The sequence below is a fragment of the Snodgrassella sp. B3882 genome (assembly GCF_026535915.1).
In the GTDB taxonomy this organism is placed as follows: Bacteria; Pseudomonadota; Gammaproteobacteria; order Burkholderiales; family Neisseriaceae; genus Snodgrassella.
In genome coordinates, this window is record NZ_JAFNPF010000001.1 from 379,190 (window position 1) to 405,513 (window position 26,324).

Genomic DNA, 26,324 nt, shown 5'->3' on the forward strand with positions numbered 1-26,324 from the left:
AAATTATAGTTGATAATTCAATATTGTATAGTTACGATCTTGATTCAACTTGCTGATATTTCAACAAATATTCGAAGAAAATCAACCTGATTATTTTGGTATAATCCATGTAAAATGCTTGATGCTGAACCAACTAAAATGTTCATGGTAAATAGAAATTTAAAGGAAACTTAGCACCACATACATTCACATCACTAGTCAATGTGACCGTATCAATGCGGCATGATGGTATAAATTCATGCAATAAAAAAAGTGAAACTGATTCAATTATTTGATTAATCCTCAAGACCATGTGTGTTACCAGGCTGATTGTTCTGCAGCGGGTACCGCTCAGACAGCTGGAAATGAAATTGCTATTGGCAGGGTTAAGAATAACCATTAACTCTATTATTGATACGCTGATATCCACGGTGTGCTTATCAATAACAAAAGAGTGTTAAAATTCAAACTGGTGGACTGTAAATTGTTGAAATGGAATGAATGCAGATAGATTGTGGTCGTTTGTTAGGGCAAAGATGCGTCATTGCTTACTTGGTAAAATAAATAATTTGATTTAACAGCTTTATCGAAAAAATTTTATGCATTGATTTTTGACAGGAAGCTAAAACGGAGAATACGAAGATGAATATTTTGAAACCTTTATTGATGGTGCTTTTAGCCGGTGTTGCCGTGCCATCCATATCAGCAGAATATAAAATTGATCCCTTACATACCAATGCTCGATTCACATTGGATCACTTTGCTACTTCTAGTAATGTTGGCGGTTTTTATAATTTGAATGGCAGCGTGCACTATGATGCTGCAGCTAAAACTGGATCGGTAAATATTATGATTCCTTTAACCACTTTATCCACTGGACGCCCTAAGTTTGATGAGCATCTACAAAGTAAAGAATTTTTTAATATGACGCATTATCCAACCATTCGTTTTAGCTCTGATCATTGGATTTTTGATAGGAAGGGTAAAGTGAGAGCAGTGCGAGGGCAATTAACCATGCTAGTGCAAACTCATCCTGTCACCTTAAAAGCCAATAAATTTAATTGTTATCATAGTCCGCTAGCGGCGACAGAAGTTTGTGGCGGGGATTTTGAAGGAATAATCGATCGCTCACAGTGGGGAATCAATGCCTATCTTAACGAAATTCCGGCTAGCAGATATGTCAAATTAAATATTCAAGTTGAGGCAATGAAACAATAAATGGATGGTGCTTCAAGCTTTGGCGCTTTTTAATACCTACCTGCTCAAAGGTGGGTAAAAAGTGTGAAAAAGAGTAGGGGAATAAATCTACATTTATTTAATTATTCGGGCAAGAAAATGAATCATGAAGCTGAAACACGGCTTAAATAAGTTTTAATTTAATTCAATAAACAAATAAGATGTTTTTTGCCAATGAGACTAAATTTTTTATTAGGAAAACATATAAATCAAAATGAATAAAATTGAAAAAAATAGTGTCGATGACAACTTTGCATATTATGTACTAGAGCGTGATTCTGGTCATTCCTATCCTTTAATTATGTGTGATCCTGATTCGGAACATACGGAAGAATATCTATATGATTACGAAAATGAAAAAATTCTCAAACCAGAAGTAATGGAATTTACCTTTAGTGAACCCTATTTTGCTCGCCCAGTCATTGGAGATTATTTTTCCCAACCTGAATCAGTAATCTCAGATAAGTTAAAAAAAATATTGTCTTCACTCAATATATTTGGAATTCAACTAATTCCAGCTATGATTACAAGTAATAAAGGTGATATTTTTAAGGATTACTTTTATATACATATTTATAATATGATTAATGCAATGGATAAACTAAACTCTAAATTTGACGAAGGGGATGATTGCTATTTTATCGATAAATTTAAGCTTGATGAAAATATTCTAAAAAATATTCCATTAGAAGAAAGATTAATTTTTAAATTAGGAGAAGATCACACAATAATGCTTTATCACCGATCTATAGTTGAAGCATTAATGACTGTTAAACCAACTGGTTTAAAATTTATTAAAGTAGAAGATTGGCATATTTAAGCATTAACGAGCAAATAGTAGCCTAGTAGTGAACCCGGTTAAAACGTTATATGATCAATAACAGAGGTGATGTTGGTTGTATTCCAACTTTACTCAAAAAACCGTTTTTGAGCGACCAGCCATAGCGTATAGCCATAAGTCAAAGCATATGGATATTTTATCTTATCCATGTACTGCTAAAATTTTAAAGCACCTTAGAGAAATTTGAGCTTTTACGCATCCTTTCTCAGTGTGCTTATATCTTCATTGCCTTTGCTGAAGTGATAGGTTGAAGAGCTTTCGCGATATTTTCAATCCCTATTCTCTGCTGCTGTCTTTTTCGCTTATCTGGTTGTTAGCGGATAGATAATCACACTCCGGTAAACATAATAAAGCCTCTAGGTTTGCCCTAGAGGCTCGACGATCAATTTTATGCAGATTAGCATGATATGTTGCTGATTTACCTGCATCGCTTAGCCACAACTGTAAGAAATATTTGCTCTAACTTGTTTCACATTAACAGGCTAGATCATCAAAATAATTCTGTCTATCTGAATTTAAATTTATTACAGCATAACTTTTTTCGCTGTTTCTGAATCAATGCCAGATCAGTACAACAGCCAAAGCATTGGACAGGGCAATCTCACCAGTCAAAAAGAATATAGAATTTTATGTCCAAACTCTCTTTGACATGGTGTGGATTATTTAGACTCAATCGATCAATTTATTTTTGAATGTTAGCTTGATCAACTAACTGCTGAAGAAATGCGTTGACCTTAGTATTTTGCAAACGACGAGTTAATGCCGGAGCGATTTCAGCTTCACTTGGAATCTTCACGGCTCGGATGTCATTAACATAGAAAATGACATATATATTTTGATTAGGCTGAATTTGTACTGGTGTCGCCGTATACTGACCTTTTTTCAAGTTTTTGATGGCATTGTAAACAGGTCCTGCGCTGTCTTGTAGGTCTTTAAGGTTAATATAACTATTTGAAATACCGCCTTTTTGGCGACCAGCTTCATCAATAGTATATTGCTTAGCTACACTGCTGAAGTTTTTCTTGGCATTTAAATCAGCAATGGCTTTTTGAGCGCTATTTTTGTCTTGAAGAATGATTTCACCTAATTGAACTTCTTTAACGCCAGCGTAATTTTGTACCAAATCGTTATAAGCAGACTTAACTTCTTCAGGTTGAACCGGAATACTTTGAGCAACATTAACCAAATAAGCTTGTGTTAATAAATCATCTTTAAAAATAGCCCATTGAGTTTTGAAGTTAGGTTTTTTGTCATCGCCCAGTTGCTTAGCTTTATTTTCTGCTTGTTTTAACAGATCTAAGTATTGTGGATTTTTATCCAGCTTTTGTTTTTTGGCTTCCTGAATTAGCAGGGTGCGCATAACCAAACGATTAGTAATATCATCGCGTAACTGCTGTGAATCCTGAATCTGGTTATTACTTTCTTTGATGAGTAAAGCAACCTGACTATCGACTTCCTTACTGTCAATTTTGGTGCCATTTACGGTAACCAGAGTATGAGCTGAGGCTAGTCCAGTCAGACTCAACATAAGCGTAGCTGCAATAAGATGTTTTTTCATGGGACTCTTTCTTTTGTTAATTTGAAGCAAGTTATTATAATGCTAAATATTCTTTTGGGGTTAATGCTTTTATACTTAAAGCATGGATGGTGTGCTGTTGAAACAAATCTTCCAGCAATTGATATATCTTGCGCTGACGTGCTACACGCGATAAGTCAATAAAGGCATCACTGATAATGGTTAAGTGATAATGTCCACCGCCATTGTTGTGCGGATGCCCAGAGTGAAGGTGACTATGATCAATCAGATCAATCTGTTTGGGTTGCAACGACTGCAAACGTAAACAGATAGCCGACTGAATATCACTCATTTGGTAATACCTTCATAAAAGGGCGAATTAAAATTTCTTCGTAAACACCTGCCTGAACATAAGGATCTTGTTCCGCCCATGCCTGAGCTTCATCTAGGGAAGCAAATTCGGCAATGATCAAGCTGCCGGAGAATTGAGTATTATCTTCAGGCAAGGGGTTGGGGCCAGCAACCACTAAGCGATTTTCTGCCTGTAACTCTTTTAATCTAGCCAAATGCAGAGGACGCGCTTTTTGTCGCGCTTCCTGGCTATGTTCGGTGTCTGTGGCTAAAAACATATACATCATCTTTATTGCTCCCTTTTCAAGCTAGCATTGATATACAGAGACTGACCAATGGCAAATAGAAACAATAAAACCGGACTACCAAACAGTTTGTATTTAACCCATTGCCCCTCTGTAAAATTATAGGCTACGATCAGATTTAAACCACCTAATAAAACCAGAAAAATTATCCAAGCATAAGTCAGTTTACGCCACATGGTTTCTGAGAGCATTATTTCTTTACCGATGGTATTTTTCAAGATATTTTTGTTAAGTAATTGGGATAAAAGCAACCCCGCAGCCATAACCCAAAATAATACCGAGGGTTTCCACATAATAAAATGTGGATTTTTTAAAAATATGGTGGCACCACCAAACACGATCACCAATAATAAGCTGACCCATTGCATTGTTTGGAGGCGACGGTATTTGAATAAGCACCAGCCTGCTTGAACTACGCCAGCTGCAATAGCCACTTCAGTAGCAAGAATGATATTTTTAGTTAACTCATAGGTAGCAAAGAAAATGATCACTACCAAAAATTCAAAGACGGCTTTCATTAGATGGATACGTTTTCTGTAATAAGTTTATAAAGACATTACATTGATTAAAAGTACTATAATACCTTAAGTTTCCTAGCTTGGTTAAATTGAATTTTGATTGCATTGATCCGCTGTAGCAGATAAGTGTTTCCTACATTACCATGAAATCCAACATATTTATGATCTTGGTTATGCTTGGGATTGCTAACATAAATTATTATTAGATATTTTAGGGATTAAAGTTGAGTATTGCCTAGTTTTTTACTCATCAGTTGCTCAGTATTCAATTCATTCAGGGTGCATTAAATTAATTTACCTATGATTAGATAATTCCGTTAAATGGTGTTGGTGTTATATTCGGATTGCGTTAGCTGGGGTTGATGAGGAATAATTCATACAGTCGAGTTTCTAAATTAAAAATAATAAATGGTTTCCGGTTTCTATGTCGTTTTGCTGAATTTGTATGAAGTGGTTTATCTGATTGGCAGGCGTTTAGATTTCTTGGTGTATTCATGGTAAATTTATCGCAAAAATTTTGATTTGCTAAAAATTAGTCTGAACAGTTGCTTTTAATAATGATGTAACAGATTTGCCGTTGCTTAAATTTGATCCAGCACGCTCGGTAACGCTCATCCCCAAAGATTGTGCGGTCAACTAAAATTATTTCGCTGCAGGTAGATTGTGAATCTAATAAGTTTTTTTAAGCGCTAAAATATTGGCGATGACGTCTTTAGTTATAGCACTAAGATCTGGCTCAAACCTTGAGCTAGTTTGATTTTAACGATGCAACTTTAATATAAGATTGGATTTTTTAAGCTTTGGTTTTAATTTCATCATCATTTTTTAATTTGGTTAAATAATGATGTAATGGGATAGAACAATCAATTTACTGTGGATGGCTTGGGTTGAGTGGATAAATTGCATTTAATCCAACGGGTGTGGATGTAAGTAGGCGGCATGAAAAAAGTTGTTCAATGATAAAAAAACACCACGAGCAATGATTAAGTTATGTGCCCAAAGATGAACGCTACTTATTGCAACTGTCGCTTTTTGTATATTCAATACTTTATGGTGAAATTATTCAATTTGATTAAACCGGCAGTAATGAATTAACGAATTATTGGAGTCATAAAATCAAAGACTTTGGCCAACATTGTCTCTTTTTTTATTTCAGATTCAGCGATTGCTTTAATTTATTTTTCTAGGCATGAACCTAAAAATAGCCAGATTATAAATTGCTATTATCATTATTATGCTTGGATTTTTGCTTAAACATAAATATACTAGGTATGATAAGGTATAGTAACAATTAAAACTGAATTTGGAATGAGTTAAAACTTAATGTCAGGTATAAATGAACTTTTTCTAATTTGATTTTGTCAATAGTTGGTTTCTTTAGCGTCTTAAAAAATAGACAAATGAGATGTTTTATCCAGAAACCACGAAAAGTGGCTTGGCATAAAGCTATCCGAAAAGTTATTATAGCGTGAGATAGTATTAAAACAGGTTTATTAAATGTTAAACCTCAATGTGAATAATGTAACAGAAGTTTCATTTTGAATAGGTTTTCGTTGTATTTGGCGGGAACTTTACCGGTGAGGATACGGGTTTGAAAAAGGCTAACAATCAGAAAATCATTGCATTATCTTTGCTTATGCTTAGTAGTTTCCCTGCACTAGCAGGGTTGGGAAGTTTGCAGGTTAACTCGGCATTAGGAGAGCCATTTTCTGGCACTGTTTTTGTAACCGGTGATGAAGCAAAGGCTGCCTTGAGCGGAAAATCAAGTATTTCAGGTGCGAATCTACAGGTAGTTAAGGTCACCCCTCAAGGGCAAAATGCTGTTATTCATTTGCGCTCCTCTTCTGCGATACAAGATCCGATGATGTCTTTTTCTTTGATATCAGGCAATCAGGGGCGGCAATACACAGCGATGCTTGATCCGCGTGGATATGCAAAGCCATCAGTCGCAACCGTACATAATAAAGATAATAAGACACCAAAAGATAATAAAACGAAATCAGCCAACAATACATCAGCGAGACGCTCCGAAGCCCGCGCTACAGCTGCATTAAATAATGCTCATGCTTCAGATAAAGCTGTTGTTGAATATACCGTAGACGGTAATGAAACGCTTACAGATGTGGCACGTAAAGTGCGGCCGCAAGGTTTGACACTGGCGCAAACCATGCACGCGTTGGTTGTTGCTAATCCGCATGCATTCCGCAACGGTAATCCCGATTTTATTTACCGTAATGCCAAGCTAAAAATTCCTTCTACAGCTGAGTTATCGCGGTTAGCTAAACAGAAAATTAACGAAAATGATAAGAGGGTGGACGCAGCTGTTGAGCGGGCAGCCGAAACACCTAGATCCCAGCAGGCAGCTGCTGGCACGGATAGTTCAAACCATCCAGTGGCTGATAGAGATAATAAAGTTGATTCTGCGCCTGAAACGCCATCTGTTTCTCCGAATCCGGTAGTGGTGTCCGCTTCAGCGGAAAACGCTATTGTGGCTGAACATCTGGAACCAACACCGGCATCGCAAGAGATTGGAACAATCACATCCGATGCTTCTGCTGCTTCTGTAGAGACTGCGCAACCAGTAGAACCCAAAACTGAAGAGGAAAAACCTGCTCAGCCTGTCACCAACACTGAACCTGAGCCAGTTGATGAAGAAGGAACATGGTTACCTGATTGGTGGCCGTATGCCGCGGGTGGTGGTGTAGGAGGGTTATTAATCATTGCCATTTTATTGTTGATGCGTCGTAAAAAAGCCACTAGACATGATGATGAAGATTTTGACGACGATGATGACAGTGATGATGAGGATGATTTTGCAGCTGACGATGACGATTTTGAAGACGATGACGACATTGTTTTTGTCGAAACGCCAGAGACTCAACATAAAGCCACTAGCGATTCAGAAAATGAGCGCCCTTTAGCGAGTACATCACCGACAACTGCCGAAGCAGATATTGCTGAAACATCAGCATCATCTGCAGAAGATGATTGGTCTTGGCTCACTCAAAGTGAAATTCCAGCTCAAGAGATATCAGAGCCTAAAAGCTTAACGGTCACGAATACTGTAGAAGAAGTACCACCAGAGCCATTGCCTGAACAGCACCCAGCTGAAGCAACTGAAGTTGAATCTACACCCATGATGTCTGAAGAAGATTGGCTCAATTTAGATATCAATGATGACGCACCAACAGTGCAAGATGATCATCATGACCATGATTTTACGTCAGCTTCGCTGGATAACGTTGAGATGCAGACAACGGAAAGTCATGATCGAGACTTATCTTGGCTGGATCAAATTGATGAGCCAGTGCCAAACGAAGAAATGCAACCTCTTGAGTTTGAGCAACCGCTGGAAGTTGAAGAACCACCGTCGATATCTGCCTGGCAAGAAGAAACTGCTCAAACGTTTGCCATTCCTGAAGAAGAGCCTGAAAAAGAAATGGTGTCTGAACCTGCTGTTGCTGAAACCATGGAATGGCGAGTTACTGACGATACTCAACCTATATCAAGAGAAGAAAAGGCCGCACAAAGTATTTCCTTATCCAGTGGACTGAAAAAATCTACTGATAATTTAGAGTCTGAAAAGCAATCATTTATTACGATTGTTGACCCAGATGATGAAGAAATTGAACACATTGAACAAACTGAGGCTAAACCCTCTGGACAAAAATCTTATGCGCAATCATCCAGAAAATGGAATATCGCGTATAAGTTTGATGAAGGCCGTTCAGAATCAGAACATGTTGCACCTGAATCTGATCAACAAACCATCAGCCAAACGTTGGCTCCGCAAGAGCAGTCTGCATTTGCGGCTAAGGATGAAGTAGTCACGACCGATATTGACTGGAATGCTTTAAATTTAGAAGAAGATTCGCCAGTTCTGGTTACTGATGAGCCATCTCAGTCTCAAGCAAACGATGATGGAGTTGATTTGCCTGCAGACGGTTTCAGTTTGAGTGATGATTTGGATGGACCATCTCTTTCTGATGAAGACATGCATCAAGAAGAAAAGCCTGTTGTTGCCGATACCTCGGTTACACCACCTTCCTCATTTGCAACTGGAAAAGGCATTCAGGATTGGGAGAGAGATGAACCTAAAACGCAAATTGATCAACCTTTAACTCCTGAGCAACTGGCCGTCCCATTGCAAGCTAAGTTGGAATTGGCCAAAATGTATTTGGAAATGGACGATGCGGTTACAGCTCGACTGACTTTACGTGAATTAGTGGAAGAGGCAAATGGTACTATTCTGGCTGAAGCACAGAATCTGTTATACAAATTGGGCGGTTAAAATTTAGGATGCTCCATTTGCAGAAAGTAAATCAATAATCCTGATTGTTCTCTTTAAGGCTGAATACTAGGTCACCAGTGTTCAGCCTTAATCTATTGGAAACTAAAGAAAATAAAGATAATCAATGATTATATCGCTTAAATTTATCTGGATTTTGAATTGAGTGCTTGAATAATGAAAGCTATGACTGATGCACTGTAACCATGTAAATGATTTGAATTAACAAAATGGTTGATGAAACATCTAAGTTGTCGGTTATTAGATCATCGCTTGATGGGAAGACAAAATACGCTGTGATTAAAGAGTCTTGGTGAAATAGGGAGTGAATAAGGGTAATCCATAAGGATCAAATTACCATGCGATTTGATTGGAGCTGTACTAATATCTTCACATTACCTTATGCTATCTGGTTAAGGGCTAACACATAGAACAGTAGTTTTTATTCATTAAGTTTGAATAGCTGGATGTATTTGACCATCTGTTCAATTTGTCTATGCAGACTCATAATTGAAGGGTTAAATAGGTAGTCAGCTAAGCTAGTCAGCCAGAGCATGTACGCTGTCCAAGGTTAGGAAATGGTTTCTAGCTATGCGATAATTAACCCATAATTTAGCTGGTAGCAAAGAAAGATTAAGATGGTCGAGTTGGTAGGTGGGCAGCCGAGGGTGGATGAACAACAGTCGCAGCAACGCTGGGCATTAACGCTAGCTTATGAAGGTAGTGCCTTTCACGGTTGGCAAAAACAGCCAAACGGATTGTACACAGTTCAAATGGTATTGGAACAAGCGTTAAGTCAGATTGCTGATGAGCCGATTCAAGTTGTGGTGGCTGGACGTACTGATGCTGGTGTGCACGCTACAGGACAAGTTGTCCATTTTGATACTTTTGCCAAACGTAATGCTGAAGCATGGTTACGTGGTGTTAACACGGCTATGGATAAAAATGTACGTATCCTGCAAGCTCAGCCTGTTGCTGCTGATTTTCATGCCCGCTTTGATGCTTTCGGACGACGTTATCGTTATATGCTTGAGTCTAGCCGGGTGCGAATGCCTCAATTAAGAGGTAAAGTTGGTTGGACGCATTATCCACTGGAAATATCGTTAATGCGTACGGCGGCCAAGCTACTGGTTGGCGAGCATGATTTCTCCAGCTTTCGGTCCAGTGATTGTCAGGCCAAATCGCCGGTAAAAACATTATATGACTTACAGATCTTGGGTAATCCGCAATTAATGGCCATAGATTTTCATGGTAGTGCTTTTGTACATAATATGGTGCGAAATATTGTTGGCGCTTTAGTCTATGTTGGTGCTGGTAAAATGAGTATTGCCGATTTTGCTCAATTATTGGCAGTACGAAGTCGTCAGTATGCACCACCTACATTCATGCCAGACGGACTTTATTTAACCGGTGTGGATTATCCGGAGAAATGGCAAGTTGCTACTGCACCATTACCACAGTGGTTGTGGCCACATTTAAATTAAGAATTTGCGTTGATGACTATAATCGAATTTTAGGGGGGAGGGCATGAATATTCGTTGTAAGATCTGTGGAATGACGAGAGAAGAAGATGTTTTATTGGCTGCAGATTTAGGTGTGGATGCAATAGGTTTGATTTTTTTTGCCGGCAGTAAACGTTGCGTAGATATTAGACAGGCACAACGGATTTTGGCAAAAACGCCGCCGTTTGTCAGTGTAGTTGGCTTGTTTGTGAATCCAACTAAAGCAGAAGTTGAACAAGTTTTGTCGCAAATTCCTTTACATATATTACAATTTCATGGTGATGAAAGCCCTGAATTTTGTCAGCAGTTTAATCGCGCTTATATTAAAGCTGTCAGGGTGCAAAGTAGTAAAGATATTATTTCTGCAGCGCAAAATCATACCAATGCGCAAGCATTGTTGTTTGATGCCGCTGTTGCCGGAGAATATGGCGGAACAGGGCAGACTTTTGATTGGCAATTGTTGCCGCAACAGTTATCGATGCCGTGGATTTTATCCGGAGGTTTAACTCCTTCTAATCTTAAGATGGCACTAGCTCAGACGGGCGCGCAGGCAGTTGATGTGTCTAGTGGCGTTGAAATAAGTGCAGGTATAAAAGATCACGAAAAGATGAAACTATTTCTGGATAATCTAAAAAATATTTAATTTCTGCATTGGATCAATGGTGAATGATCGAAATATAGGCAATATTGTGTTTAAATATGCCAATTATTTATTTTAATGTTTCTATCGAGCACGTCTATATTTATCTGGTCATTTGATCAATGTTGTCGCGTAAAAAGAAAAAACAGTTTGAAATTATTCAAACTGTTTTTTTGTTAATCGAATAATAATTGAGTCTGTTGTATCTGTCATTTGCCACATGGATTAAAAATAGTTTGAAGTTTTATTTTTAAAACGGCGTGGCAGACTGATCTACGCAAAAATTACCAATTGATATTCAAGCCAATATTACCCCGGAAACTTTGGCGTTTGCTGCTGCCAAAATTATGTTCATAGCGTACATCGGCATAAATATTACTCTGTTTAGCAACAGGTATTTTGACCCCTACGCCCACTTCACCCCAAGTATTATTGGTTTTCTCGCGGATGCTATCACGACCAATAGTTACGCTGCTTGGATTGGTGAAGTCATGCCAGATGTTACCAACAGAATAAAATGAAGTGCTTTGCTCAGTTTTGTCGCCAGCTTGATAAGACACTGCCAGACCTACACGACCACGTAAAGCATCTTGATTATTCTGATCAATATTGCGAACACCATCATTCATGGTATCTAAATCCAGATATTGATACATCAGTTGTGCCTGAGGCTCAATAGACCAATTAGAGTTGCTCAACGGGATTGAACGACCCACCTCAGCCGACATGGCAAAACCCCAGCCATCCTGACTACCCGGATTTTGACCGGTACGAGCAGAGTATTTATTGCGTAAATAAGACAATTGACCAACTAAGTCTACATAAGTACCGTTACCGGAATAGTAGGTATTAGTCACACCAAAGCTGAAGTTGTCGGATTTACCTTCACCGGTTTTTTTATCGGCAATAATCAGACCGTTTCTGGCATGATATTTATCCGCAAAATCGGTATTAGCTCGGCTATAAGAGACGTAACTGCCAAGTACATTTGAGCCGTTATTGCCAGTCTGTTTATACCAGAAATCTTGTCCGATCTGTAAACCATAGATATCAGTATCCAGATTCAAACGGGTTTTACCATCTTGTTTCTGATGTTTACCAAAAGTCCGAGCCCAGCTGGTGTCACTGTTTTCATTAGCTAAGATAGCACCACGGCGTTCACGTAAAGAACCCATGCTGGCAAAACCTTGCTCCAGATTCACCCGAGGCATAAGGGTATAACCAGCTACAGCATCGGCGTATATTAGCTTGGTGTTCTCAGGCTTAACTGGCTTATCAGAACCAGTTGTGTCAGCAGTGATAGACCAGTAATACTCATCTTTACTTTCATCTGTGGTGCGTTTTTTTAATTGAACCTCAGTGGCTCCGGTGGTTTTTGCTGTACCAGTGAAAGCGACATCAGAACTGCTTTGTGCGACATTTACCACGGGGATGGTATTAATGACTTGATCGATTCGTTTGACATCGCCATCAATAATGTTCTCAGTACCATCGGCAGAAACGGGAATAATGGTTGTATTGCCTGTAGCAGTACCGGCAATATTCAGCTTATCAGAAAAAGAATGGCTGCCCTGTTCATCTCCAGGAGCATTCCAAACAGTATGCATTTTGACGATACCGTTATCGCCGTTGTAATCACCCTTAACGTTGATGGTGAAAAATTTATCCCCACTGCGAGTAGCAGAATTAGGATGTTTAAACTGAATGGTTCCAGCATTATGAATGCCAGTTAAGATTGAGTCACCCGTACTTTCCCACAGACCAGTATTATCCAGACTAATTTTGCCGTCACCTGAATCTATTTTTCCGGTCAATACACCGTGATTGTGGGCTTCAATAGTACCTGTAGCGGTATTAGTCAACACATGACCTGATTGTGAAGACAACTGACCATCCTGAGTATTATTGACTACCAGAGTACCCGTTCCATCATGATGAATAATGTCCACCATATCTGTTACTTTGCTGATATCAATACTACCATTGTTGTTAAATGTGGCTACTTTGCCAGCTGTGGCAGTGCCATGAATTGCTGCTACATCTTGGGCATTTAAGAAGTTTATCGTACCCGCATTTGAAAATTTCCCACCAGCCAACTCAATAGCCGAACCAGCATTATCTTTACTAATGTTGGTGTCTCGCAAAGTTAAAGAGCCATCATTGATTTGGATGGCTTTCCCTTCTTGTGCATTGACATTCAACACTGAATCAGCAGTAGTGTTAATCTTACCGCCGTCAACGTGAAGTCCGTCCCCAGATTTAACATTGATGGTGGTTGACTTGTTCAGTACAACTAAACCGCCAGACATATCAATGCCATGACCACTATCTTTGGCTGTAAGTTCGGTATTTTCAGCTGAATGAAATTCTCCACCATGCAAGTTGACAACATTACCTTTACCAGAAGTGGTAGCGGTTAAGTTTTTCGTGTCTTGCAAAGTTAAAAAGCCATTATTGATTTGGATGGCCTTACCTTCTTGTGCCTTGATATTCAACTCTGAATCACGAGTAGTGATAATCTCACCGCCGTCAACGTGAAGTCCGTTCCCAGATTTAACATTAATGTTGGTTGACTTGTTCAGTATAACTAAACCGCCAGACATATTAATGCCATGACCATTATCTCCGGCTGTAAGTTCGGTGTTTTCAGCAGAACGAAATTCGCCACCATGCAAGGTGACAACATTCCCTTTACCAGAAGTGGTAGCGGTTAAGTTTTTGGCGGTCACACCAAAGGCGGTCCCTCCAGAGATAATACCCTCGTCTATTAAAATGGCATCACCCTGCTCTGTATTAATGGTTGTCTGATTATTCAGGTTGATAATACCACCTGATAATTTCATACCATTACCAGTTTCTTTGGCTGTCAAAACGGTGTTTTCGGCTAAATTTATTTCACCGCCTTGCATATTGATAGCATGACCCCCTTTAGTAGAGGTGACTGTCAATTGATTAGCGAATCTACCTTCAAAGGTGCCTCCCTCAATGCTGATACCATCACCCTTTCCGGTATTGATAGTAGTTGTATCTCCACCCAACGAATATAGTTCAATATTACCTCCGTTCTGGGATATACCATTACCAGTACCTTCAGCTGTTAAAGTGGTTTTTTGGGCTAAATATAGACGACCTGAGCGCATTTTGATGACATCACCAGTTCCTTTTTTTGCACCGTTTTTGTCAGAACCATATGTTGTTGCGTTGAGTTCTCTAGAAAATGTAACATTACTGCTGTTGCCATTAATGTAAATGGAAGTACCTGAAGCATAATCGTTATCTCCATCACCATAAGAATGAATGGTGGTTTTGCCATGGAAATCGACATAACCACCATGAATGCTCATGGAGTTATCGACACCATTTTTTGAAGATGTTAAATTTACATCGCCATACACTCTAAGCTCTCCAGATATTTGGGAGATGGCGATGCCTTGGTTTGAGGTAATGTCTAGATTTTTGCTAAAACTGATATTGCCCGATTTATTTTTCAGGCCCACAAATTCCGATTGGACGGTCGTATTTCCTCTGAATTCTAGGTCACCACCATACTGGTTATCATTTTCATCAGAACCGTTACGAATCCCATCACCTGTGGAGGTGATTTTGGTTTTGCCGTGTACGGTGACTTTGGCTGAATTAGCTTGATGAAGCGATATGTCTAGAGGTGCTCCTGTTTCATAAATATTTGTAGCAGTTGTAGAATTTTTATCAGTCCAGTAATCTGTATGATCAATGGTTAAATCTCCATTAACTATCAGTTCACTGTTATCACCGATTAAAATGCTACTTGGTCGATAATTGGTTTTAGATGTGTCTACAGATGTTACTTTAGCATCGAGATTAACATCTAAATTACCGTTGAATGTTACTTTACCGCCACTACCTGGGTTGGAGATAGTGCCTGCACCAGGCTGACCTTTTACAGGATAAGGTTCAGGTGTACCTATTACTAGTCCATGGTTCTGACCTTTACTTTCGATAGTAACCTGGCCAGAACTCGGAGAAAATAAAACTTCTCCTCCGTTATTGACAGTAATTACTGTGTTATCAGATCCATGAACTTCCTTGCCTATATAGCTTGCGTCATTGAGTTCACACGCAGAGCCACCACTAATATTAATCTTAGAGGCGTCACTGACCTGACAAGGGGGACCAGCAAAAGCATGAGCTGAAATACTGATTAGTGCTAATGCAGCAAGTAGCTTCGTGCTTTTGGTTTTCCCTCGTCGTGCGAGCTCCGAGACAACAACCCATTGCCTCTTTAGAGCATGCCAGACAATTTTATAAACTTTGTTCATAATTGTACCAAAAATTAAATATTTAATAAGTATATAAATAGCATTTAAAAAATACTAAATAAAATTACCCTATTTGAATAGGGCTGCTCATTGTATTGAGGAAAAAATCTTTGGTCAATGATAATGTAATAATATATTTAAATAATTTAAATAGATAGTTACAGTGAAAATCACCTTATTTACTATCATTTAAGTATTAATTTATTTTTTATAGATATTCAAAGAAGAATAATCGTTATATTGATAAGTTATCTATTGGTCATATTTTACATGTATATCACTATACGTTAATTTACAGATTAAAATTAATGATAAACAAATGATACCGATGTCAAGACAATTGATGGACGAAAAGAATAGTTGCAGTAAATTGAATTGTTGAATTAAAGAATAATTTTGATGGCTAAAGAAACCATGAGAATAGCTATAAGCTGAAATATAGCTTAAATTTTAAATTACATTGTTATATTGTTATTATGCAATGATAAAGGTGTAGCTCAATAGTATGGTCTTATCGTTTTCTTTTCCAGTGTAGATAAGAAAGACCGTTTGCAATTTGCAAACGGTCTTGTAGGGTAATTAATTGAAGAGTATTTTTAAATACTATACATTGATGTATTTATTACCATTGAACTTTTAGGCCGATATTGCCACTGTAACTATGGCGTTTGTTGTGACCAAAATTATGTTCATAACGCACATCTCCATAGATCTGACTAGCGCGGCCAATTGGCAATTGCAATCCAATTCCAAATTCACCCCAAGTTTCATTGGTTTTTTCACTATAACTGGCATAACCAATATTAGTGTGACTAGGAGAGTTGAAATCATGCCATATATTTGCAAGCGTATAAATATTGGTGCTTTGTCCTGATTTGTTGGCAGCTTCATAGGACAATCTCATACCAACTCGACCACGCAGAGCATCCTGAGTGTTCTGATCAATATCGCGAATACCGTCATTAATGGTGTCCAGATTTTGATACTGATAGATCAGTTGCAGTTGCGGTTCTAGCGACCAGCTAGTATTGCCTAACGCAAATGAATGACCAGCTTCTGCTGACATAGCCATACTCCAGCCATTTTGACTATCAGGATTGTAGCCGGTTCGAGCTGTATATTTATTACGCAAATAAGATAGTTGTCCAACTAAATCTAAATAAGTTCCATTTCCGCTATAGTACGTGTTAGTCAAGCCAAGGCTTATACTATCAGATTTAGCCTTACCAGTTTTTTTGTCGCTGATAATAATACCATTTCTGGCATGATACTTATCAGAAAAGTCAGTGTCTGCTCTGCTGTAAGAAAGATAGCTTCCTAATACATTAATACCATTGGTATCAGTTTGTTTAACCCAGAAATCATGACCAAATTGAACACCATAAATTTTAGTATCTAAATTTAATCGTTCTTGTCCATCTAGTTTCTGATGTTTTCCAAAACTACGCACCCATGTTTTGAGATGACCATCGGTTCCGCAATTCTGGCAATTCGTGTTCCCACGACGTTCTCTAAGGTTGCCCAAGCTGGCGAAGCCTTGTTCAAGGTTAACCCTTGGAAGAAGGGTATAACCGGCAACTGCATCTGCATAAATCAATATTGGTTTACGTGAGCCCTTGCCATTGCCTGATCCGTTGCCATTGCCAGAACCATTGCCATCACCAGAGCCGTTACCGTTACCGTTGCCGGAACCATTGCCATCACCGGAACCGTTGCCGTCGCCAGATCCGTTGCCATCGCCAGATCCGTTGCCATCGCCGGAACCGTTACCATCACCGGAACCGTTACCATCACCGGAACCGTTGCCATCACCGGAACCGTTGCCATCACCGGAACCGTTGCCATCGCCAGATCCATTGCCATCGCCGGAACCGTTACCGTTACCGTTACTGTTGCCGGAACCATTGCCATCGCCGGAACCATTGCCATCGCCGGAACCATTGCCATCGCCGGAACCATTGCCATCGCCGGAACCGTTACCGTTTCCAGATCCGTTGCCATTACCGGAACCATTGCCATCGCCGGAGCCGTTACCGTTGCCAGATCCATTGCCATCGCCGGAACCGTTACCGTTGCCAGAACCGTTACCGTTGCCAGAACCGTTGCCATTACCGGAACCATTGCCGTTGCCGGAACCGTTACCATTGCCGGAACCGTTACCATTGCCGGAACCATTGCCATTACCGGAACCGTTGCCGTTGCCAGAACCGTTACCGTTGCCAGAACCGTTACCGTTGCCAGAACCGTTACCGTTTCCAGATCCGTTGCCATTACCGGAACCATTGCCATCGCCGGAGCCGTTGCCATTACCGGAACCATTGCCATCGCCGGAACCGTTACCGTTGCCAGAACCGTTGCCGTTGCCAGAACCGTTGCCGTTGCCAGAACCGTTGCCGTTGCCGGAACCGTTACCATCGCCGGAACCGTTACCATCGCCGGAACCGTTGCCGTTGCCGGAACCATTGCCATCGCCGGAACCGTTGCCATCGCCAGATCCGTTGCCATTGCCGGAACCGTTACCGTTTCCAGATCCGTTGCCATTACCGGAACCATTGCCATCGCCGGAACCGTTACCAGAACCGTTACCGTTGCCAGAACCGTTGCCAGATCCGTTGCCATCGCCGGAACCGTTGCCGGAACCGTTGCCGGAACCGTTGCCGGAACCGTTGCCGGAACCGTTGCCGGAACCGTTGCCGGAACCGTTGCCATTGCCAGATCCATTGCCATCGCCGGAACCATTGCCGTTGCCGGAACCATTGCCATCGCCGGAACCGTTACCGTTGCCAGAACCGTTGCCATCGCCGGAACCGTTGCCGGAACCGTTGCCGGAACCGTTGCCATCGCCGGAACCATTGCCATTGCCATCGCCGGAACCGTTACCATCGCCGGAACCGTTGCCGTTGCCGTTGCCGTTACCGGAACCATTACCATCGCCGGAACCATTACCATTGCCGGAACCATTGCCGTTGCCAGATCCATTGCCATCGCCGGAACCGTTGCCGTTTCCAGATCCGTTGCCATTACCGGAACCATTGCCATCGCCGGAACCGTTGCCATCACCGGAACCGTTGCCATTGCCGGAACCGTTACCGTTTCCAGATCCGTTGCCATTACCGGAACCATTGCCGTTACCAGAGCCCGGGAGAGCTTCCATCGTCCAGAAATACTCATCCGTATCATTAACAGTTCGTTTTGCTAACTGGACTTGGATTCCACTTGTTGTCTCTGCTGTCCCTGAGAATGCATCATTACCTGTTCGACCAACATATACCACTGGTTTGGAATTGATCACGGAAGCAATCTGCTGGATATTACCATCAATAATATTCTCTTTTCCGTTTCTGGATACGGGAATGATGGTGGTTGAACCCCAGGCCATTCCATCTATTTGTAATATGTCTGATTGGGAATTTATATCATCTTCATTGTCAGACTTATTCCATACAGTATGCATTTTTATAATGCCATTCTTACCTTGATAACTATTAGTAATACGAATGGTGTAAAATTCATCAGTATCTGATTTAGATAAATTTGGATGGATAAATTGAATAGTACCGGAGTTGACGATACGACTTAAATTTGAATCGCCTAGAGCATTCCATGTGCCACTATTGTCAAGTTCAAGTGAATTCCATTCATTTTTATTATAAATTTTTCCTGTTAATGTACCTTGATTATCAACGTGAATGTTGCCATAAGAGTAGTTAGCTATGACATTGCCTCTGTCAGTTTCTAAAGTTCCAGACTTATGATTAATGATATTTAGTTGATTTTGCCCTTCATGACGAATAATGTCCTTAATAGTTGAAACTTGGCTAATATCTATAGAACCTTTATTTTCGAAGGTAATTGGTCTTACAAAAGCAGAATACCCACTAGTACGAATTAAAGCTTCATCGTCACCTTCAAGAATAGATAATTTTCCTGCATTGGTAAAAGTGCCACCAGCTAATTCAATGATCCCACCGGATTGATGTTTTTTAATGTCTGTGTCATTTAATTCAATCTCACCGTCTTCTAAATATATGGCCTTACCGCTATCGGTTTCTATATTGAGTTTTGTCTTATCAAAAGCTTTAAACCAACCAGCTGACACAAGATTTGGGTCTAGTTCAGAATTAAGAAAATTGAGGGCATTTCCTGAAGTGGTTTTGATGGTAGCTGTACCCCTCAAATAGACATTTGCCCGGTAAGCGTCTGAATTTATACCGTGTCCTGTTCCATATGCTGTTAATTCTGCTGATGTTAAATTTACGTCTCCACTCATTTCTATATTGATGACATTGCCGCTGCCCCATGTTGAAGCGATAAGCTTAGAGTTTGGTCCGTTGGCTTGTAAAGTTCCGAAGTTATTGAACATTAATGCGTGCCCGTTACCTTTAGCAGTGACTGTGACTGTGGAAGATTCATCAATTTGGAATAGACCGCTGTTAATACTTATCCCATTACCACTACCTTCAGCAATCAGAGTTGTTTCTTTGGCTAAAGTTACATCTCCATTTCCACTGACATTCACTACATTACCGCGACCGGTTGTTTTAGCTGTTAATTTATTTGCGCCATTTGGATTAATTTTTCCACCAGATGATAATATTGCATCACCATCGACTGTAGAGATAAAAACATCATCCTCATTATTGATTTCTTGCGAAGTTTTTAGATCGTTGATTAGATTCAGGGTGCCGTTGTAAATGTTGATGCCGTGCCCTGATCCTGTTGCTTTGAGGATGGTTTTTGCAGCGAGAGTCATCTCTCCAGAAACATGGATTAAATTTCCTCTACCAGTTGAGGTTATTGTTAATATTTTGGCTTTTTCGGCGTTGATCTTTCCGCCATTAATATTTATTCCGTCACCATCAACAGTATTGATGGTGGTATTTTCATTGAGATTAATTACTCTATCTTTGGGCTCTTTATCGTCTAGTTCTTGTGTTAGGTAAATTCCATGACCATCACCCTTAGCATCTAGAAAGGTGTTTTGAGCTAGATTAATCGTTCCACCTGTGAGATAGATAACATGATTTTCTCCGTAAGGATAACTATCAGTTGTTTCGGCTGTTAAGGTTGTACCCTCTCCAGCATTGATAGTACCTGCCCGTACACGAATGGCACTGCCCTTTGAAGTTTTGATGGTGGTTGTTCCATTCAGATTTAAAATTCCTGAATTAGGGTTTGCTGGATCTTGCGACATGAAAATGCCATGTCCATCACCGGTAACTGTTAGATTATTATTTTTGGCTAAATTTAAAATACCACCATAGATACTAATTGCGTTATATTCCATTAGACTATCGGGGGTATTTTTGTCCTGAAATTTTCTGCCATTAGTAGTAATATCGAGTTTTTCAGCCTTATCAGCATAAATAGTTCCTCCATGCAACCCAATACCATTGCCAACATCTAAAGCAGTAATAGTATTGTTTTTGGCCAGATGTAATTCACCCCCTTCCATTCTGAGTACGGTTCCGGTTTTAGAGGTAGGTGGAGAAGATGTCTCTCCGTCAATAAATCTTCTGCCATTGTTGTTAGTCGAAGCTATTAATTCCTCTCCAAACACCACTTTAGTTGGCTCATTTTGATCGGCAGAATTGGCTACGTAAATTGCCGAAGATGTTTCCCAGTTACCGTTTCCATTACCCTTTGCAGAAATTTTGGCAGTACCTTTAACTTCAAAATATCCTGCATCTATATTTAAGGTATTGTGTAAGCTTGAAAATTGGCTTTCCAGCTCTAGATTGCCTTCAGCAATAATTTTACTGCCATTTGCAGTCTGATAAATGGCCATTTCTTCAGTTGATGAAATTTTGGCATCTTTATTAAAGATAATTTCACCACCGTTATTAAACAGTCCGCCCCATCTTGTATTGATATTTACCAGATCATTAAAAGTAAGTTTGCCTCCCTGAATATTATTGTCTTTTTCACCATTGCGTATACCGTAGCCATTTTTTTCTGCATTGATCGTTGTTTTACCATTAACAGTGATCGTACTACTTTGTGCTTCTTTGCTTCTAACTCTTATCGCACTGCCGAGATAATATTTTTCATTTTCGTTGGTCTCGCCGGCTGGATTCCAAAAATCAATTTGATTTATGGTTAAATCACCATTCACGGTCAAATGGCTATTATCTCCCATTAGAATTCCGCTAGGGCGATATTTTTTCTTAGATGGATCTGCTGCATCTGGGGAAGTTTCACTGTTCACATTGATGGTCATATTGCCACTTGTGGTGACTGTTCCACCGATATCAGTCGCTGCATTGCTATCATCCGTGTCTACCGGTGAGCCAATGACCAATGCGTGATTTTGCTTTTCACTTGTTATGGTTACATCATCAGCTGTGAATTTTACTTTTCCCCCTTTATTCACCGTGATAACGGTTTGATCTTGTCCGGCAATTTCTACGCCTTGATAAGTAGAATCTTGTAATTCGCAGTTGATATCTCCACTGACTTGTATTTTGGATGGATCAGTTACCTGACATGGCGAAGCTAATGAATAAGTAGCGATGCTAGATAATGCTAACATCATAGTTAATTTGCAACTCTTAGTTTTTCCCCGTTTTGCCAATTCCGAGACAACAACCCACTGTCTTTTCGAAGAGTTCCACATTATCTTATAAAATTTATTCATTTGGCTTCCTGATTAAAAAAAATAAACAAAAAATAAGCATTGTATACAATTTATTAATAATCTAGCAATATTGTTTTATTACAACTTATATTTGTAATATTTTATTATGTTATAACGGTTTTAAATGCTATTAAATTTCATATATTTAATATGGTGATGTTTTATTTTTATATTGATTGAGTAGTCCAAGATGACTTGTGCAATATTTAATCTGCGATCAGTTTAATGATTAAAATTTTATGCTGACTGTTCCAGCGACAATTCTAAGCGTTAATTTGAAAATTAATATTCTGAATATCATTATTATTTTGTGATAAATTAAATGTAATTTATATTTTTGTTGGTTGCGGTTTAATCTTTTGTTTTAGGCACCAAATAAGAACAATTTTTAATCAAATTGGTTCCCTCAGCCAATAAAAAAAACAGTTTGAAATGATTCAAACTGTTTGTTGATGATTTAATCTGATAATAATAGAGAGTTATTGAATTAATCTTTTGATACTTGAATTAGAGATTAATGAATATTTCGTCTCTATTTTCCTAGCAAAATTGCTCAAATTTACCAGTTCACTTTCAAGCCAATATTGCCACGGAAGCTTTGGTGTTTGCTGCTGCCAAAGTTATGTTCGTAGCGAACATCAGCATAAATATTACTTTGCTTGGCAACAGGGATCTGAACCCCTACACCCAATTCACCCCATGTGCTGTTGGATTTCTCACGCACGCTGTCCCGACCAATGCTCACATGATTTGGATTGATGAAGTCATGCCAGATATTACCAATGGTGTAAATGGATGTGCTTTGCTCAGCCTGACCGTTAGCTTGGTAAGATAAAGCCAGTCCAACGCGGCCACGTAAAGCATCGGGATTATTCTGATCGATGTGGCGAATACCATCATTGAAACTATCTAAGTTCAAGTATTGATACACCAATTGTGCCTGAGGCTCAATAGACCAGTTAGAATTGCGTATTGGAATAGAACGACCGACTTCAGCAGACAAAGCCATACCCCATCCATCCTGACTGTCAGGGTTGTAACCGGTATTGGCAGTGTATTTATTGTGCAGATAAGATAGCTGACCAACTAAGTCAATATAGGTACCGTTAGCGGCATAGAAGGTATTGGTCAGACCTAAGCTGATGTTGTCGGATTTGCCTTTGCCGGTTTTTTTATCAGCAATAATCAACCCGTTTTTGGCATGGTATTGATCAGAGAAATCGGTATTGGCTCTGCTGTAGGAGAGATAACCGCCAAGAAGGTTAATGCCGTTGTTGGCGGTTTGACTGTTCCAGAAGTCATGTCCAATTTGCAGACCGTAGATATCGGTATCCAGATTGAGGCGAGTTTTACCGTCTTGTTTCTGATGTTTGCCAAAGGTACGAGCCCAAGTACGACCTTTACCGTCTTCAACAAAAGTATTACCGCGGCGTTCACGCAAAGTGGCTAAGCTGGCAAATCCCTGTTCCAGATTAACGCGAGGCATAAGGGTATAGCCGGCTACAGCATCGGCATAAATAAGCGTGCCTTTATTGTTGCCAGAATTTTCGCCACCAGTGCCGTTACCTGTGCCAGTGCCGTTACCTGTGCCAGTGCCGTTACCTGTGCCAGTGCCGTTACCTGTGCCAGTGCCGTTACCTGTGCCAGTGCCATTACCACCGCCAGTGCCGTTACCTGTGCCAGTGCCATTACCACCGCCAGTGCCATTACCACCACCAGTGCCATTACCACCACCAGTGCCATTACCACCACCAGTGCCGTTACCACCGCCAGTGCCATTACCACCACCAGTGCCATTACCACCGCCAGTGCCATTACCACCACCAGTGCCGTTACCACCACCAGTGCCATTACCACCACCAGTGCCATTACCACCGCCAGTGCCGTTCCCATTACCGCCACCATTGTTTGATGCGGTCATTGACCAATAATACTCATCTACTCCTGTTGCGGTCGTTCGTTTTGCTAATTGAACCGCGGCGACTCCAGTGGTTTGAGCTGTTCCAGTAAAGGCATTAACGCCTCCTCCTTGAGCTACGGTTACAACGGGAATAGTGTTAATCACTTTGTTCACCCGTTGTATATTGCCATCAATGATATTTTCAGCGCCATTAGCTGAAACGGGAATGATGGTGGTAGAGCCTGTTGCCGTACCGGCAATCTTCAATACATCAGAATTGGAATGGGTGCCGGTTTCATCACCAGGAGCATTCCATACAGTATGCATTTTTATCGAGCCATTACCAGCGTAATCACCGGTAATATTTAGCTCAAAAAATGGGTCATTACTGCGAGTAGTGGCTAATGGGTGTTTGAATACAATGGTGCCAGCATTGGTTACGTTGGTGAGCTTTGATTCTGCAGTGATTTCCCAGGTACCTGTATTATTCAGATCAATGACACCTCCACCAGAATCAATCATGCCAGACAGTACAGCACCGGTATTGTTGGAAACGTTGATCTTGCCGGTAGTGGTGTTTTGAAATAGGTACTGACGAGCGATGAGTTGGCCATTATTCTCAACATTTAGAGTACCTGTACCATCATGCTTAATAATGTTTTCAATCTCGCCACTAGGATTGTTGCTACTCAGATCTATGTTACCTGAACTTGTCGTTGAAAAATCTGCAGTTTGGCCTGAAACCACTGTGCTGTGTATTAACGTTGAGTCTTGAGATTTTGATACCTTAATACTATCGGAAACAACGAGTTTACCGCCTGCTAATTCAATCGTGTTGCGAGTGCTATTATCATTGGCATCAAATGAATTTTTGGTAATTTCAGTTTTATTCAAATGCAGTAAGCCACCTGTCATGTATATGGCTTTGCCTTCATCGGTGGTGATGTTTAATATTTTGGATGAGTTATCTGCTGCAGTAATGGTGCCATCTGATAGCGTTATACCATTACCTGAACCTCTGGCTGTTAAATAATTATTCTTAGCCAAAGCAATATAACCACCACGCATTTTAATTACATCACCTATACCGTATTTGTTCAATCCGGTAGAGCTATAAGTTGATGCATTTAAATTTGAACCTTTAAATTGAATTTTAGATTCAGCCGATGGATTTGATTGATCAACAAAAATGGCAGAGGATGAGGCATTTGATTCATCAAAGCCTGGTTGACCTGCATCTTTGCCGCTTCCGGAAGTGATGATGTTAGCATCGCCGTTAACAGTCAGCTCTCCGCCTTTAATAATCATATTATTATGCCAACCGTCAGCAATTGATGTTAGATTCCCATTAGAAGTGATGGAGCCACCATTCTGTGTTTGAATAAGACCAATGCCATCTCGGGAATTGATTTCAATTCCTTTATCAAAAAGAATGGTGCCTGCATTATTTTTCAGACCTACATACTGGGAATCTATTCTGACTAAATCTTTAAAAATCAGATTACCGCCTTTATGAGTTGAAAGGCTTTGAGTTTCCTCGCCATTGCGAATACCATCGCCATTAGATGTAATGGTGGTGATGCCTTCAACAATCATAGTACTGTTATTGGCTTCAGCATTCCAAACTCTAATTGGGGCGCCTTTTCCCCAATTTGCATCATGATTGTCAGTTTGAGTAATGTCAAGATTGCCTTTAATAATCAGTTTGCTGTTATCTCCGAGTAGTATCCCACTAGGAAATACATCTGGTCTGGTTGCATTTAAATCCGCATCAGTATTAATAGTCAGGTTGCCATCAATGTTTACAGTTGCTAGTGCTTTTGTCGGATCATCAGGTGAGCCAACAATCATGGCGGTGTGTGAACCGGTGTTGGTAATTTTTAGATCCCCAGAATGGTTAACTGTGGCTCCGGTATTAACCACAATTACGTCATCATCAAACAGTTGATTGTTATTTGGATCGGTATTGGTAGCATGGTCTGGAAAAAAATTGTCGCATGTGCTGTCTACGTTTGCCACAATTCCTCGACCTGGAGAATTGACGCAATATGCCATGGCAAGAGAAGGGATACTCGATAACGCAGCAACAACTGCCAGTTTTACACTTTTGGCTTTCCCTTTTTTAACTAGTTCTGATACTACAACCCATTGTCGTTTGACTGAGCTCCACATGATTTTGTGAATTCGATTCATTGGTTATCCGATATTAAGTAAAATATAAAAAAATATACAACAGACCGCAAATTGTATACATTATCTAATAAATATTACAATTATGTTTTCCTATGGTTAACTTTGTAATAATTAATTATC

The 26,324-nt window shown here is 39.9% G+C and carries 12 protein-coding genes and 1 pseudogene; 5 read left to right on the forward strand and 8 right to left on the reverse strand.

The genetic code is table 11. From position 1 onward, the window contains the following. Positions 1–630 precede the first annotated feature (630 nt). Both J3U68_RS01710 and J3U68_RS01715 read left to right on the forward strand, forming a co-directional pair. Positions 631–1,197 carry a YceI family protein gene (locus J3U68_RS01710; RefSeq protein WP_267376182.1) on the forward strand — a complete coding sequence of 189 codons (567 nt, stop codon included), beginning with the start codon at positions 631–633 and terminating at the stop codon, positions 1,195–1,197. Positions 1,198–1,429: 232 nt separating this feature from the next. Beyond that, positions 1,430–2,035, forward strand: a complete 606-nt coding sequence (locus J3U68_RS01715; protein WP_267373924.1) for an imm11 family protein — start codon at positions 1,430–1,432, stop codon at positions 2,033–2,035. 703 nt (positions 2,036–2,738) lie between these two features. On the opposite strand, the gene J3U68_RS01720 is transcribed toward J3U68_RS01715, so the two are convergent. From J3U68_RS01720 to J3U68_RS01735, 4 genes are read right to left on the reverse strand one after another with little or no spacing between them, the layout of a single operon-like run. After that, a complete protein-coding gene (locus tag J3U68_RS01720; protein WP_267373927.1) occupies positions 2,739–3,614 on the reverse strand; it encodes a peptidylprolyl isomerase in 876 nt (291 codons plus the stop codon). A gap of 34 nt (positions 3,615–3,648) precedes the next feature. Further along, complete coding sequence (locus J3U68_RS01725) at positions 3,649–3,924, reverse strand: BolA family protein (protein ID WP_267373930.1); 276 nt, start codon at positions 3,922–3,924, stop codon at positions 3,649–3,651. Further along, positions 3,917–4,210, reverse strand: a complete 294-nt coding sequence (locus J3U68_RS01730; protein WP_267373932.1) for a YciI family protein — start codon at positions 4,208–4,210, stop codon at positions 3,917–3,919. The genes J3U68_RS01725 and J3U68_RS01730 overlap by 8 nt, the downstream gene beginning before the upstream one ends. 2 nt (positions 4,211–4,212) lie before the next feature. After that, positions 4,213–4,746, reverse strand: a complete 534-nt coding sequence (locus tag J3U68_RS01735; protein ID WP_267373935.1) for a septation protein A — start codon at positions 4,744–4,746, stop codon at positions 4,213–4,215. Between the two features lie 1,591 nt (positions 4,747–6,337). Between J3U68_RS01735 and J3U68_RS01740 the strand changes: the two genes are divergently transcribed. From J3U68_RS01740 to J3U68_RS01750, 3 genes are all read left to right on the forward strand, one after another. Next, positions 6,338–9,037: a FimV/HubP family polar landmark protein gene (locus tag J3U68_RS01740; RefSeq protein ID WP_267373938.1), complete on the forward strand. Its 2,700-nt coding sequence runs from the start codon at positions 6,338–6,340 to the stop codon at positions 9,035–9,037. A gap of 635 nt (positions 9,038–9,672) precedes the next feature. After that, positions 9,673–10,518: a tRNA pseudouridine(38-40) synthase TruA gene (gene truA / locus J3U68_RS01745; protein ID WP_267373940.1), complete on the forward strand. Its 846-nt coding sequence runs from the start codon at positions 9,673–9,675 to the stop codon at positions 10,516–10,518. Positions 10,519–10,561: 43 nt separating this feature from the next. Continuing rightward, positions 10,562–11,179, forward strand: coding sequence for a phosphoribosylanthranilate isomerase (locus J3U68_RS01750; RefSeq protein WP_267373942.1), 618 nt, complete (start codon positions 10,562–10,564; stop codon positions 11,177–11,179). Between the two features lie 281 nt (positions 11,180–11,460). Here J3U68_RS01750 and J3U68_RS01755 read toward each other — a convergent pair whose 3' ends face one another. The 4 genes and pseudogenes from J3U68_RS01755 to J3U68_RS01765 all read right to left on the reverse strand — a co-directional run bounded on the left by J3U68_RS01755 (position 11,461) and on the right by J3U68_RS01765 (position 26,204). Continuing rightward, positions 11,461–15,474, reverse strand: a complete 4,014-nt coding sequence (locus tag J3U68_RS01755) for an autotransporter outer membrane beta-barrel domain-containing protein (RefSeq protein WP_267373944.1) — start codon at positions 15,472–15,474, stop codon at positions 11,461–11,463. Between the two features lie 622 nt (positions 15,475–16,096). Then, positions 16,097–22,009 (reverse strand): hypothetical protein, encoded by a 5,913-nt coding sequence (locus tag J3U68_RS01760; protein WP_267373947.1) that lies wholly within the window; start codon positions 22,007–22,009, stop codon positions 16,097–16,099. A gap of 21 nt (positions 22,010–22,030) precedes the next feature. Then, positions 22,031–22,111: pseudogene (locus tag J3U68_RS10655) on the reverse strand (ESPR-type extended signal peptide-containing protein); the annotation flags it as partial. Positions 22,112–22,670: 559 nt separating this feature from the next. Then, positions 22,671–26,204, reverse strand: a complete 3,534-nt coding sequence (locus tag J3U68_RS01765; protein ID WP_267373949.1) for an autotransporter outer membrane beta-barrel domain-containing protein — start codon at positions 26,202–26,204, stop codon at positions 22,671–22,673. Positions 26,205–26,324 lie beyond the last annotated feature (120 nt).

Coding starts and splice junctions, on each gene's coding strand:
- J3U68_RS01760 (WP_267373947.1), bottom strand. CDS start 22,009: ATGATGTTAGCATTATCTAGCATCGCTACTTATTCATTAGCTTCGCCA.
- J3U68_RS01715 (WP_267373924.1), top strand. CDS start 1,430: ATGAATAAAATTGAAAAAAATAGTGTCGATGACAACTTTGCATATTAT.
- J3U68_RS01725 (WP_267373930.1), bottom strand. CDS start 3,924: ATGAGTGATATTCAGTCGGCTATCTGTTTACGTTTGCAGTCGTTGCAA.
- J3U68_RS01755 (WP_267373944.1), bottom strand. CDS start 15,474: ATGAACAAAGTTTATAAAATTGTCTGGCATGCTCTAAAGAGGCAATGG.
- J3U68_RS01735 (WP_267373935.1), bottom strand. CDS start 4,746: ATGAAAGCCGTCTTTGAATTTTTGGTAGTGATCATTTTCTTTGCTACC.
- J3U68_RS01720 (WP_267373927.1), bottom strand. CDS start 3,614: ATGAAAAAACATCTTATTGCAGCTACGCTTATGTTGAGTCTGACTGGA.
- truA (WP_267373940.1), top strand. CDS start 9,673: ATGGTCGAGTTGGTAGGTGGGCAGCCGAGGGTGGATGAACAACAGTCG.
- J3U68_RS01765 (WP_267373949.1), bottom strand. CDS start 26,204: ATGAATCGAATTCACAAAATCATGTGGAGCTCAGTCAAACGACAATGG.
- J3U68_RS01730 (WP_267373932.1), bottom strand. CDS start 4,210: ATGATGTATATGTTTTTAGCCACAGACACCGAACATAGCCAGGAAGCG.
- J3U68_RS01750 (WP_267373942.1), top strand. CDS start 10,562: ATGAATATTCGTTGTAAGATCTGTGGAATGACGAGAGAAGAAGATGTT.